Below are 13,862 nucleotides of genomic sequence, written 5' to 3' on the forward strand. Positions count from 1 at the left end.
GCTTGGGGCTCAAAAATGCACACTATCTGGGCGATACGAATAACTTTGAAAAGAATAAGCTATTTAAAAATAGCTTCTCTGTTCCATAAAAGTAGCCTCTAAAGTTTGGATCATCGGCAAATAAAATAACACTTCCTTTTCCTAACCTTTGTGCAACTAAACTTGTTTTTCCTGCTAGTTGCTGTTGATTTTCAGCTGAAGCAAACCCTGTTAATAACGGTTTTTGAGCTATCTGTACAATAGACGCGTAAGGGTTTTTTGGCATTTCAAACGCCAGTAAGCCACTACGGTGAGTGGCAATCTCTCTTCTTACATAACCGTATCCAAGCGGGTGGGTAATGTCTAAGTCTCCTAACATGACTGCACCACCAATAATATCTTGCGCTTCAAGGTGTGACTTCTGGCCATAATTGATTCTTTCTCGCTGATTCTCAATACCCGCGCTAATCTCGACCGTAACAAGGTCTAGCAACTCTTTGCTGGCCCATTTGGCACCGTCAGCTATACCAATAAATGTCCCTCCCGAGCGGGTCCAAGTTAATAACTTATTGGTGGTTTTCTTATTAATATTTGCGTGTTGACCGTCAACAAGCACAATGTGGCTGTAGTTATTTAGATCTAACTTTTCTAACTGTGATTTAGTCACTAAAACACTAGGAATATTCATGCGCTTATCAAGTAGATGCCAAACTTCTCCAGCTTGATACTGTGAAATTGAAGGCCCAATAACAAGTAATACGTGAGGCTGTTCAATTGCTTCGATGTTATTACTACCCAAATCCATGCCAATACTCTGAGTATGCGATGATTGCAATGCGTAGCTAGCTATCGCATCTTGCTCCGCAGCCTGGCTCATTAATGAATGTAATTTGCTTTTATCTTGATTCGATACAGGCACCACCACTGTACCGCGCATAAATGTTTTTTGCCCTTGGTCTGTTTCTGCTTGAAAGCCATTATTAGCAACACGGGGACGAAAACCTTCTTGCAGTAATTGATACATCAATTTAGGGGCGTAATAATTGCTCCATTCAAATGCATAAGCAACCTGAGCCTCGCTTGGGGAAGGTTGGCGAGGAAAAGTAACCGCAAGCACTTCACCTACTTGGTAATTACTTTGTTTGAGCTCTTCATATTCAATGCCAAAAGCTAACGGCATCGTCCAGCCAGATACATCATAAAATGTATTATTTTCAAAGCGCGTTACTTTTGAGAACAATCCCTTGAGCATGGGATAACTCGCTTGAGCTGATTCAACAACGTATGCTTGATTTGCAAAAAATGATTTACCGTTAACGGTCATGTCTTTTGTTAGGGGCTTAACGTCTATTTTATTGCGGCTAAGTAGCTGTAAGAAATGAAAGATCTTTGCAGGGTCTTCTGGTGCTGAAAATACATACCCTTTAACACTATCGTTCTTCGCGGTTTCTTTAGTCTCTTTAGAAAACTGATACTGGTAATTAAGTAAGGCCTGTTTTTTGTCTACAGCATTATTAAGAAGCGCTAGGCCTACATGATAATACATTTTAATATTTTCTCGAAATGACAACAGCCCTCTTGGTGTTTCCAAAACCCCAGCAGAACTGGCCTGTTCAAATAGAATACCTAAACTGCCGTATAAATGTGGATAAGTCGCTCCTTTACCAAGGTAGAAATTATCATAGGCCTCTTCATTAAAAAACAAAGTAGCGGCGCTATCTAGATACGCGCGAGGTTGCTCAACAACATCCGATAACAACCCCATAGCCTGCTTATTGATTAATGGATGAACCCTATCAGGTGCGCCTGGGTGAAAATAAAACGACTTATAAGAGCGCATTTCATGAAAATCAGCCACGATGTTTGGTCGCCAGTCATGGAACTTTTTCACCCAACTCACGGGCTCTGGGTGTTGCTGCAACATCCACTGCCGATTTAAATCAAACCAATAATGATTGGTTCTCCCTGACGGCCATGGAGAACCATGTAAAGCATGCGCAGGGTCGCTAATAGCTACCTCTGATTGATAACGTAAATTCCAAGAGGCTTCACGACTATTGCCATCAGGGTTCATACTAGCTGTTAACAAAATAACGCTATTTTCTAATAGCTTTTCTGTTTCTTTACCTTGTGCAGCTGCAAGGTGGTAGGCAATAGGTATCGCAGAGTCTGTTGAGCTTACCTCACTGCCATGAACACCAAAGTTAATCCAACTTATCACTGGCATATTTGAAGTATTTAATGCATTACCTTGCTGTAAAAGCATATGCTTTTGCTGGATTTCAGGCAGCTTTTTTAGGTTTGCTGGCGAGCTAATTGTCAAAGTAATTATTGGCCTGCGCTCGTGACTATAGCCAATTACTTCAAAACTAACGCGTTCTGATTGTTCCGATAACATCTTAAAGTAAGCAACTAACTGATCATTGCGAACCATTTGCTCACCTATTTGATGACCCAAGAAGTTCTCTGGGGAAATTATATCTGCATTAAAATTCGTTGCTGGACTATAAAAGTTGCTCGCGGCGCTAGAGAACACATAAAAAGAAGAAAACATGATGAGACAACAGAAAAGCGCCTTAAAAAACATTTTCATAATGACTACCTTAGTGATTGATTTTGTCGAATAGTTTGGCCTGCCAATACATTTAACACTTTGCCATTATCAATAGCTAACTGGCCGTTTATCAGCATCCATTGCACACCAGAACTTAGCTTTTCTGGGTTTAAATAATCTGCATTAGCAGCAAATTTTTCTTTATCAAAAATAACAATATCAGCGACATTTCCCACAACTAATTTTCCTCGATTAGTTAAACCAAATGTCTCTGCGGTTAGCGTGCTGCTTTTATGTATAAACTCAGCTAGATTTAGCCATTTTTTTTGATAAACATATTCATGATATTTTTTTGGGAAAGAGGCGTACTTTCTTGGGTGACCAGGGCTGCCATCGGATGAAGTCATCACCCATGGAGCTTGCATATACGCTTTAATATCGTCCTCAGACATATTAAAACTGGCAACCCGCGCATTACCTGAAATAATTATTTTTTTTGCTGCGTCAATTGCATCCAACTGCCAGTCTTCAGCGATTTGAGCCAGTGTCTTGCCACGTATATCAGGGCGCGTAGGGTCACTTATCAATAAAGAATCAGCGCCGCCTCTTCGCCTTAAGTTTTCTAACATGGCTGTACGAATTGCAGGCCATTGCGAAGCGTCTTGTAATCTCGCTAAATACTCTTCTTTGCTACCGGCAAGCACTTCACGTGGTACTAAACTACCCGCAACACTGGTTCCTGAGGCTCGCCAAGGATACTGATCAGCAGACACCTTAATTCCCCGCGCTCTCGCATTATCTATAAGTTTAATAACTTGCTCACTTTCTCCCCACACGTCGGTTCCTAACGCCTTAATGTGAGCGATGTGAACGGGCAACCTTGCTTCTTCACCAATTGTTATAACTTCTTCAATAGCGCCTATAAGACCAATACTGTAAGAGCTTTCATCACGAATATGGCTATCATAAACACCACCATGCTCTGCTGCGACTTTAGCCAGCTCAATAACCTCCTCGGTTGTCGCATAGTTACCAGGCACATAATAAAGCCCTGTTGATAAACCCAATGCTCCCGCGTTCATTGCCTCTTTTACAAGCTCTCTCATTTGCTCAAGCTCACTGTTGCTTGGCGCGCGATTTACGCGTCCCATTACCGCCTTACGGACTGAACCATGACCAACATAAAGCCCAACATTGGTGCCAATACCTTGCTGCTGGTAATCTTGCAATGTTCCCGCAACATTAACATCGCCATCGCCATCGACGTTACAGAATACGGTGCTGACACCTTGCGTTAAGTAGTTTGCATTTAGATTTGTCAGCCCACCTTTAAAATCGTTACACGCATGTGTATGAGGGTCAATAAAACCAGGTGCGATGATAAAATCTTGCGCGTTAATTGTCTTTTTTGCTTTGATATCAGTAGGTAGATGTTTTTGAACGAAGACTATTTTGCCTTTATCAATACCAATCACACCAGAAAACGGAGTTTCAGATGCTCCGCTATAAATAACCTCTCCAATAATAATTGTGTCGATAGATTGCGGGGTTCCCTTAGTACAACCCGCCAGTAAAATAACACTCGCGATGATGCTTGTTAGTTTATTAATTCGCATTTTTTATCCCATAAAGCAGATGAGAAGCACACAACCTCTCATCTAATTGAATGATTATTTATTCAAAACTAAAACTAAAGTTAGCGTATAAATAACGTCCCTCTGCATTGTGCAAGCTTGCGTTATAACCGTATGTTTCATCTGCTAGAGGTGGCTCTCTATCAAACATATTTCGCATACCTAAACGAACGCGAGTACCAGAATCAAACGTGTATTGACCATACACGTTAAAAGTACTCCAACTACTTACATGCCAATATTCACCGGTTTCATCATGAACGGCGCTCGTATCATAAAAATCACCAACATATTTACCATACAAGCCTGCTCCCCAATTGTTATAGCGCCAAGTTAAAGTACCGGTTGCTTGCCACTGAGGACGGCCATCCATTTGAATTAAATCGCCCACATCTTCAAGAGGTAAACCTAATGCAGCTAACTTTGCCGATTCACTATCAACACTTTGATATGCTTTTAGTAATTTTGCCGCGTTAAGTTTTATATCAAAATCACCAAAGTCAGTATCAGCTAAGCGATAGTTGATGCTTAAATCGAGGCCCTCAGTAACACGAGAGTCTAAGTTTTCATATAAACCAACAACTTCAACCATGTCGCCTACCGCTGCCAAACCAGAACCGTCAAAAAAAGCGATATCATCAGCAGTTGCCTGTGAGCGAATAACATTTGGGTTAGCTGCGCCATTTAAACGGTAGAAATAATCTAAGTCAGCGATATTTTGATAGGAGCGTATACCGATCAGGTCTTCTTGTTCTATACGCCAAAAGTCGGCTGTAAGCGTTAGGTTGTCAATAAATTCGGGTGTATAAACTAGGCCTAATCCATAGTTGTAATCATTTTCTGGTTTTAGTTTTGTGTTCCCTAAGCGAATATTAGAGACGCTGTCGCTGCCATTACATTCACTTAAGTTGCTCAACTCCCCTTTATTTATTCGCGCTTGGCATCGATAGTAATCTGTTGGGTAATTAACACGAGTTGTACTGGCGGTATGAAGTTGCTCAAGATTAGGAGCTCTAAAACCTTCTGAGTAAGAGCCTCGTACTTGTAAACTAGAGGTAGGATACCAGCTGAGTACTGCTTTTGGCTTAAATACACTTCCTACGTCATTGTACTGCTCAAAGCGACCAGCAAGCTGAAAGTTAAGCTTCTCGACTAGAGGGACTTCCATTTCAGGACTTATCAGCGCTCCTGCAAACTCAACGAACGCCGACGCTACATTACGTGAACCATCAGCATTTGGTTGACCACTAGAGCCCATAACATCAGAAGCATAATTACTCCCCGTTACGGTATCTGTGTAGGTTATAGTGCCATTTAATCTGTCATCATAAGTGTTTGCGAAACTTTCATAACGCCACTCAGCTCCCATTGCTATACCAACATCACCAGCAGGTAGTGAAAATAAAGCAGGATTCGACACTTTAAAATCGACTAATGCGAGTTCTGTTTCACCCTCACGACTGATATCGATTAAAAAGCTATCAATCGTCTCTTGAGAGTTACAAGATGCATTACAAAAAGGGTTATATGCAGAGCTGTCTTGACGGTTTACACTGTCTTGAAAGAGACTTAAACTTATACGGTTATTCGTTTTATCAACTGTTTTAGCTTTGGAATAAAGTACCGCACTGTCCCAACTCCATGCATCAAGATCACCTCGGGCACCCGCTAAAGCACGATAAGATTTATTGTCCACATTAATCCCTCTAGCACCAGCATCAACAACACGGTAAGCATCAATAGTGACATCGAGTCCTTGTGCGGGAATCCCAAAACCAGACACTTGATTAATACCACTCCCTAGCGGGTTCCAATATGCATCACTTGAGATTGTCACCGGTGCAGAGGTTAACGTAGCGGTTTCACCTCGCTGTGAGTTTGACTCGGCTTGGTAATAACCTAGTTCACTGTATAACTCGGTACCTGAGCTTAGTTCATGATTAATAAAAACAAATGAATTTAACCGTTCAGTTTCAGGAATAAGCGTACGGCTACTATTGGTGTTATAACCTTGAGTGTCACTTGAAATGCTGCCACTATCAATGCACAAGCCATTGCTTAATATACATCGCTGATTTGAATCACTGGCATCCACATCTTCGATATGAAACCGTCCGGCTGAACTTGTCAGGCCGTCGACTGCTTGACTCGCATCAAAACGTCCCCAAGGAGTTGTTGTTGAGTTATTTCTAAAGTTAGAATCTCCCTCCCAACGCGTGCCCTCTAAGAATGGTCTTAAATCATTATTGCGTGAAAACTTCGTTTCTGAAGCCATAACCTCAGAACCATGATAGTAATTAACTGAGGCTGTTATATTGGTTGAACCATCATTAACATCCCAGCCAGCTAACGCATTTAAATTGAGCTTTTCACGACTCGTATTTTCAGCCTGGCCATACTGCATATCAAAACGGTAACCGCTAAAATCCTTTTTCATTTGCGTATTAACGACCCCTGCAACCGCATCGGAGCCATAAATAGCAGCAGCGCCATCATGTAAAACTTCAACAGCATCAATCCCCATTACTGGAATCGAATTCATATTAACGGTCGTTACTGGCACTGAGTTTTCTGTTTGCGAGCCTGGGTGTTGTACCAAACGTCGCCCATTCAATAATACAAGTGTGTTACCCGTACCAATACTACGTAAGTTAATTGATGCTACATCCCCTCGTGACGCATACACACCACTCACTACATCGTTACCATTAAAACTTACTGTTCCATTACTAGGTATCGATGCAAACAACTCACTTCCTGAAGTCGCGCCAATTGCGTCAACATCATCAGAATCAATAACAGACACAGGGAGCGCCCCTTCAATATTAGCCCCTTTGATCATTGAGCCAACAACACTGATAATCTCTAATTCTTCATTTTCAGGTGTCTTAACCTGTTTCTTGTCAGCTTGCTGTGCTGCAACCTCAGATATATGGAGTAGATTAAGAGCAATTAATAAGGATAAACTGACTTTATTTAATGGGTATTTTGTTATCTTTTGCGAAGGCATTTTCTTCATCCTGTTTTATATTTTTAATTATTCCATTCATTACCTTGCACAATTAACTTAACCTAAACAATTGACAAAAAAGCTTTAAATCATAGCCTTGGGTTATAGGCTGAAACTATTGGATAAATGTTCTAACTTTAAGCTGTTCTAAAGAAGATCTAATGAGGTAAAGCAAAATCTTTGAATAGTGATTTGTTACCAAGATGAACAAGTAAAAACTAAAAAGTGAGAAGGCGTTAAGAAAGCGGTGATATGAATTTTAACTCTCGTCGTATCTGTAAACCCCCATTACAAAAACTAAATAAGCCGCATCAAGCGGCTTTCTTTATTTATATTGAGTGAATGCTAATTGCTCAGCTTTCGCGTAAGCATTGGTAAGTGAACGCTGATGTCTATCATCTTTAAACTCTTGGTATTCACAGGCAATTTCGTCAATTTTATCGACTCCTAAATACCGACTTAAGGTGCGAAGGTGAGGCACCAAATGACTCATATGTTCACGTATTCCACCTTGTTCAAAACCAAACTCTCCAGTGGAGGTAATGATCACTAATCGTTTACCTTTAAGCAGCGGTTTTAGAGGGAAATCTCCACGCTCTAAGTCAAAATCAAAGGTTTCGTTAATTCTTACAATTTGATCAAACCATGCTTTTAATTGTGCTGGCATGCCGTAGTTATACATAGGCGTTGATATCACAATAGTGTCGGCTTTTGCCACTTCACCAATCAGCTCGTCAGATTCAGCTAGCAGTGTCTGCTGCTGTATAGTCCGTTTTTGAACAGGGGTGAACACAGCCTCTATCCAAGATTGAGTAATAAAAGAGGGAGGGTGTATCCCTACATCACGATAGATATACTCAGCTATAGCATTATTTTTTTGTAAGGTATCAATATAATATTTAGCAATATTTTTAGAAATAGAGTTATGATTTGGATTATCATTTTTCACTTCACGTACACTAGCATCAATGTGTAAAAGAGTAGTCATAATTAAAACCTTATTAGTTAATGTATAGATATCATCAACAAATTGAGACGTTTTAGCAAACGAGTTAAAATTCATTATAAATAAGTTTTACTCAGCTATAAATATAAGTGAGTTTAGTTATGCATATATCATTACAAGCTTTAAAAGCCTTTGAATCAGCAGCCCGCCTTGGAAGCTTTAAAGCTGCGGCAACTGAACTTGCCATTACGCCCACAGCGGTTTCACACCACATCGCAAATCTAGAAAGCCGGTTAAATACTGATTTATTTCATCGCGAAGTGAGAAAAATTACCCTAACTCACACGGGTAAGTTCTTAAGCCTCAACGCATCAAAAGCCTTTAAACTTATTCATGATACAATAGAGGAGCTAAACAGCTCGCATAACCAAATTCACATAAGCACAACTTCATCGCTTGCAGCGCTGAGACTCATACCTGCATTACATGAATTAAATACAGAACATCCTCACCTAAACGTGGATATATCAACCAGTGAATCTCTGGATAAACAATTACATACTTTACCCGTTAGGTTAGGAGAAAAAGGGAAAGTTAATAAAAATGATATTATAAATAGTGAAGTATTTAATGTATTTGCTCCAACCACACTACGAACAGCTCCTTGGCTGAATAATCAAGTAACGCTATACACTTGCCACTGGAAAAACAACAACTTACCTGAACCACCTTTTGCTGACTGGCTCACTAAAAATAACTTAGGTTCAAAGCAGTTTAAAATTAAGACGTTTGATCAAGAACTATTCGGCATTCAACAAGCCTTAGCAAATAACGGTATAGTATTTTGTTCAAACACATTAGTAAAACCTTACATCGAGGCAGGTTTATTAACGCAATTTAACAGCCAAGCGATTGAATCTGAGCTGTGTTATTACATTCCAGATAAATCTCGATTTGCAACAAACACATATAAAACCATAATTGAGTGGCTTAAAAAGATAATCAATTAACCCTTATACCTGATCAAAAATCGAATAGCCTAATAGCTATTTTGACGTGATAAATACTATTACTTCTCAACTGAGTAATTTAGAAACGAGTATCTTCTACCAGCTTTCTGTAACGGGGGTTTACAGTTTGCATAAAAAACCGCAGCTTAAGTGCATAAGCTGCGGTTTATTACTGAAGCATATTTACTTGTTAAGTAAATGCTTTTCGAAGAAGTTAGCCATCATAGTGTGGTAGTGCAGGGTAGTGCCTTCACCTTCACGTAGGCTGTGAGAACGGTTCGGGTAAGAGAAAAAATCGAACTGTTTATTGTGCTTAACTAATTCGTTAATTAAACGCTCTGAACCTTGGTAGTGTACATTATCATCTCCGGTACCGTGGATCAGTAGCAACTTACCTTGCAGGTCTTTTGCAAAGGTGATCGGAGACGTGTTGTCGTAACTTTCAGGATCGGTATTTGGGTTACCCGCATAGCGCTCTTGGTAGATAGTATCGTACAAGCGAATATCAGGCACTGGGGCAGAGGCAATCCCAACTTTATATTTATCACCATGGCGGAATAACAAATTAAGCGTTGAACTACCACCACCTGAGTGACCCCATACACCAACACGGTCGGTATCAATGACATCCCAACGTTTTGCCATTGCATCAAGAGCGTCAACTTGGTCTCGTACGGTAATAGAGCCTATTTTTTTGTAGATAGACTTACGCCAATCTCTGCCTTTTGGTGCGCGTGTGCCGCGGTTATCAACAGAGGCAACAATAAAGCCTTGCTGAGTTAGATACGACTTGTATAAGTAACTGTCGCCTTCCCAGCGGTCTTGAACTGTTGAACCCCATGGCTCACCATAGACATAGAAAACGATTGGGTATTTTTTGCTTTTATCCATATTCGCAGGGAACATGATGTAGCCATCAAGCTCAACACCATCGCGCGCATTAACCGTAAAGAACTCGTGAGTCGGTAATTGCTCAGTCGCTAATTTCTCTTTTAATGCTGTGTTCTCAACTAAGGTTTTCACATTGCTGTGATCGCTTACTTTGATGATCTCTTTCATTGGTGGAGTGCCAAACTTAGAGAAGGTATGCATTGCCCAAGAGGTGTCTTTAGACATGTAATAGCTGTTTGAACCATCAAATGACGCTGGCGTTACGCGCACCGGTTTAGAGCTGCCATCTAGCGAGGTACGGAATAAATAACGCTGGCCTGGATCATCCGGTGATGCAGTAAAGTACATAACGTTTTTATCTTCGTTAAGCGCTAACATATCAATGATGTCGTACTCGCCCGGCGTTAAATCAACAACCGTTTTGCCATCACGAGATACACGGTACAAATGACGCCAACCATCACGCTCACTGTGCCAAATAAAGAACTTACCGTCTTTTGACCAGTTTGCTTTATAAAACCACTCAATAAAGGCATCGTCTTTATCTTCAAGAATTTTAGTTAGCTGTTGTTTTTGCCAGTCGAATAACCAAACTTTATTGTGGCTTTGCGGGCGGTTAAGATCTTGGATCATCAATGATTCACCAGTGCCTGCCCAGCTAATACGTGGAATATAACGATCGCGATTATCGCCACCTAGTTCAGCCCAACGGGTTTTCTTGTCATTAAGACTTACCACACCCACTTTAACCGCAGAGTTCATTTCGCCAGCTTTTGGATACGGAAATTCTTTAAGGGTAGGGTAGAGATCATCGGTGTTATTGATCATCGTGAAGTATTTCACGCCACTGGTATCAAGCTGCCAATAGGCAATTGATTTGTTGTCTGGACTCCAGCGGAAACCATCACGAATGGTAAATTCTTCTTCGTATACCCAGTCAAAATTACCATTAACAAGGGTGTCGTTACCGTCAGTGGTTAAAGCAGTCACTGCTTTGCTGCCCACTTTTTCCATATAGATGTTGTTATCACGCACGTAAGCGACTTTTGAGCTATCTGGTGAGAACTTAGCAAACATTAGCTTTTTCGCTTCGATGTTTTCGCCACCTAACTGATATAGCGAATCGGTTTCGAGGTTTAAAAGCCAAAAATCACCGCGGCTACGTGAGCGCCACACTTGCTCGCCATTGGTAAAAACCATCAGCCATTTACCATCTTTAGACCATTGGTAGCTTTCAACGGTGAGTGGCTCTTTATCACCTTTGGGAATTAATTTTTCGTAGCTAACAAGTACCTTACGACCCGTGCCATCGGCGTTATAAAACACAATATCATTGCCTTTTACGCCGTGCTCATCGTCTTTAGCTTTGTCGTCTTGGTTGTTTTTATCGCTTTCGCGCTCTTCAAGTACCGTATAACCAGTACCATCATCGAGCCACGTAAAATAGGTGCTACGCTCAGCTTTAAAGTCTTTTTCTTTATAAATTTGTTCAAGCGAGAGCGGATTAGCCGTTGCGTTCACTGTTGCTGATGGCGTGTTCGCTTGCTCTGTACTAGAGCATGCTTGCAAACCTAAACCCGCAACCACAGCAAACGCAAGGGTCGATGTTTTTATTAAGTTCATTTTTGTTATCCCTTGGTTTTAACCAATCAAGCGTAACAAATTAACTTAATAAAATCTTAACATTTATCGTGAAAACAATGTGTTTAAACTTAAAATCACGCGTTCCACAAGAACATACTGGCTTGCTTGTTAGCAATACTTAGTTCGTAAATATCACTACAAGGGCGCATCGCCGCACCATAGCAAACATGTAATGGCAATAAGTGTTCTTCACGAGGATGACTAAACCGCGCCGCGGGGGCCATTTGCCATTCTAATAACTTAGCTTGTCGCTGTTGTTCACTCAGCTCAGTATTGCCACATACATCAACTAGCCATTGCTCAAAAGCCATATTTTGCGCTTTAATTTCAGCGGTTTCAGGGGTGAAAAATGCGCGCATATTATGAAAAGTAAAGCCAGACCCAATGATCAATAAATTATCGTAATCAAGCTGTTGTAAAGCCTCACCTATTGCCAAGTGTAAGCTTGGCTCAAGGCTTGGATGTAACGACAATTGCACACAAGGTATATCTGCTTCTGGATACATAATCTTCAAAGGCACATACATACCGTGATCAAAGCCACGAGATGGGTTTAATGTGCTATCGACATTAGCCTTTGCCAATGCCTGATGCACTTTTTCGGCAAGGACAGGTTCGCCAGGACTTGGGTACTCAATACTGTAAGCAGGCTCAGGAAAACCATAGTAATCATAAATTAGCTCAGGAGCAGCGCTCGAAGTGATGCTAATAGGGTTCGCTTCCCAGTGTGCACTCACCATCAAAATAGCTGACGGCTTTTTAATTTTTGCTGCAATAGACTGCAAACACGTAACCATATCGGCATGACTTGGATCGCCAAGTAAAGGCATAGGACCGCCGCCATGAGAAACAAATAAAACGCGTGGCTTTTGCATAAATGTGCTCCTTAAATACGCTTATCACTATAGTGCACGCACAGAGATACAATAACCAGCCACAAAAACGCACAACTAGGGTGTGAATTTACACACTATGAGTTTGTAAGTACTAACTAAGACCCCAAGCAACGTTCATGGCGGGGATTTGCCCTCTCAAGCCACCTTCGAGAGGCTCTTTGCACAGTAATGTTAGTTGATAAAAAGCATCATAGTGCTGATGTAGCTCATCGGCGACCACACTAAACGGCGGACCCGAAAACTCATTTTGCTGATACTCAAAGACCACCACTAATTGTTTAGCTCTATTGGTCAACTCTAGTAAATGCTGGGTATAGCGAATGCGCATGGGCTTTGGCAGCGCAACTAAGGCGGCACGGTCATAAACCGCGTTGATAGTGCCAAGTTCATTCGCGGTCAGTGCAAAGATATCACCTACCCAAACGGTTAGATTTGCGCCTTGGTAACGTAATAGCTCGCCGTGTTGGCTGATTTCGGGTTCTAGTTTTAACTCATCAAATAATTGCTTAATGGCAATCTCACTAAGCTCAGCCCCAACAACACGCATACCTTGCGCGAGCAAATAATGAATGTCGTGAGTTTTGCCACACAGTGGCACAAAAACAGTATCGCCTTGCTGTAAATTCAAGTTAGTAAAATACTGATCTAGATAACGGTTAACGTCTCCTTCATGAAAACCTATTTCGTTATTTTCCCAACGTTGATGCCAATGCTTTGCGTCCATTACTTACTCCTAAATAAATTGAATGAATTGAGCTGATAAATATATTCCGACACCAAAAAGTAGGTGAGTTACAGCACTTTTTAAGCGGGCTTGAAGTGGGTTTGCTGTTTTCGTAGCCATTATCCCCATCCCTAAAGCGGGCTGCATAACAAAAAATGGCATAGATACGCTAGCTAATCCAAATATACATGCAGCGATTAAGGTGGGCTGTTCAAGCCAAGCAATACCGACCAATAATATAAATAGAAACGAAAATAAAACACCAATAAAGTAGTGTAAACACCAGCCAAACACGCACTCAAACTGCTTAACTGGACTAGTTGCTATATTCAGGTGCTTAAACTTTCCATCTAATAACCCCAAGCCCCAACGGCCAACTAAACAAAAGTTTAATGAAGATACCTTAAACACTTTAGCCAGTAAAAAAGCATAAAGATCAATGAACAAAGTCGCCGCTATACCTACAAAAGTTATCACATAAATATCATTAACACTCATAATTAGATGCTCTTAAATGATTTAATAAAAGGCATGATATCTAATTGCAAAAGTGCTAAAAATAGTAAGATAAACA

9 protein-coding genes are annotated in these 13,862 nt (G+C 40.8%); 1 reads left to right on the forward strand and 8 read right to left on the reverse strand.

Features of this window, described 5'->3' with window-relative positions:
* Positions 1–22 precede the first annotated feature (22 nt).
* The 4 genes from L3V38_RS06455 to L3V38_RS06470 all read right to left on the reverse strand — a co-directional run bounded on the left by L3V38_RS06455 (position 23) and on the right by L3V38_RS06470 (position 8,165).
* Positions 23–2,572 carry a M14 family zinc carboxypeptidase gene (locus L3V38_RS06455; RefSeq protein WP_237118804.1) on the reverse strand — a complete coding sequence of 850 codons (2,550 nt, stop codon included), beginning with the start codon at positions 2,570–2,572 and terminating at the stop codon, positions 23–25.
* A 5-nt stretch (positions 2,573–2,577) separates the two neighbouring features.
* Positions 2,578–4,149 carry an amidohydrolase family protein gene (locus tag L3V38_RS06460; protein ID WP_237118805.1) on the reverse strand — a complete coding sequence of 524 codons (1,572 nt, stop codon included), beginning with the start codon at positions 4,147–4,149 and terminating at the stop codon, positions 2,578–2,580.
* A 58-nt stretch (positions 4,150–4,207) separates the two neighbouring features.
* Entirely contained in the window at positions 4,208–7,177 is a 2,970-nt protein-coding gene (locus L3V38_RS06465; protein ID WP_237118806.1) for a TonB-dependent receptor, read from the reverse strand.
* Between the two features lie 325 nt (positions 7,178–7,502).
* Positions 7,503–8,165 (reverse strand): NAD(P)H-dependent oxidoreductase, encoded by a 663-nt coding sequence (locus L3V38_RS06470; protein WP_237118807.1) that lies wholly within the window; start codon positions 8,163–8,165, stop codon positions 7,503–7,505.
* 119 nt (positions 8,166–8,284) lie between these two features.
* Between L3V38_RS06470 and L3V38_RS06475 the strand changes: the two genes are divergently transcribed.
* Positions 8,285–9,133, forward strand: a complete 849-nt coding sequence (locus tag L3V38_RS06475; RefSeq protein ID WP_237118808.1) for a LysR family transcriptional regulator — start codon at positions 8,285–8,287, stop codon at positions 9,131–9,133.
* Positions 9,134–9,316: 183 nt separating this feature from the next.
* On the opposite strand, the gene L3V38_RS06480 is transcribed toward L3V38_RS06475, so the two are convergent.
* The 4 genes from L3V38_RS06480 to L3V38_RS06495 all read right to left on the reverse strand — a co-directional run bounded on the left by L3V38_RS06480 (position 9,317) and on the right by L3V38_RS06495 (position 13,786).
* Positions 9,317–11,647 (reverse strand): DPP IV N-terminal domain-containing protein, encoded by a 2,331-nt coding sequence (locus L3V38_RS06480; protein WP_237118809.1) that lies wholly within the window; start codon positions 11,645–11,647, stop codon positions 9,317–9,319.
* A gap of 95 nt (positions 11,648–11,742) precedes the next feature.
* Entirely contained in the window at positions 11,743–12,543 is an 801-nt protein-coding gene (locus tag L3V38_RS06485; RefSeq protein ID WP_130152044.1) for a class III extradiol ring-cleavage dioxygenase, read from the reverse strand.
* Between the two features lie 112 nt (positions 12,544–12,655).
* The gene (tmpT, locus tag L3V38_RS06490; protein ID WP_237118810.1) at positions 12,656–13,288 is read right to left on the reverse strand and encodes a thiopurine S-methyltransferase; all 633 of its coding nucleotides are present in this window, start codon (positions 13,286–13,288) and stop codon (positions 12,656–12,658) included.
* A gap of 9 nt (positions 13,289–13,297) precedes the next feature.
* On the reverse strand, positions 13,298–13,786 hold the full coding sequence (locus tag L3V38_RS06495; RefSeq protein WP_237118811.1) for a DUF2938 domain-containing protein: 489 nt from the start codon (positions 13,784–13,786) through the stop codon (positions 13,298–13,300).
* Positions 13,787–13,862: the final 76 nt, after the last annotated feature.

Origin of the sequence: Pseudoalteromonas sp. L1, assembly GCF_021728095.1 — a bacterium.
Taxonomy (GTDB): domain Bacteria; phylum Pseudomonadota; class Gammaproteobacteria; order Enterobacterales; family Alteromonadaceae; genus Pseudoalteromonas.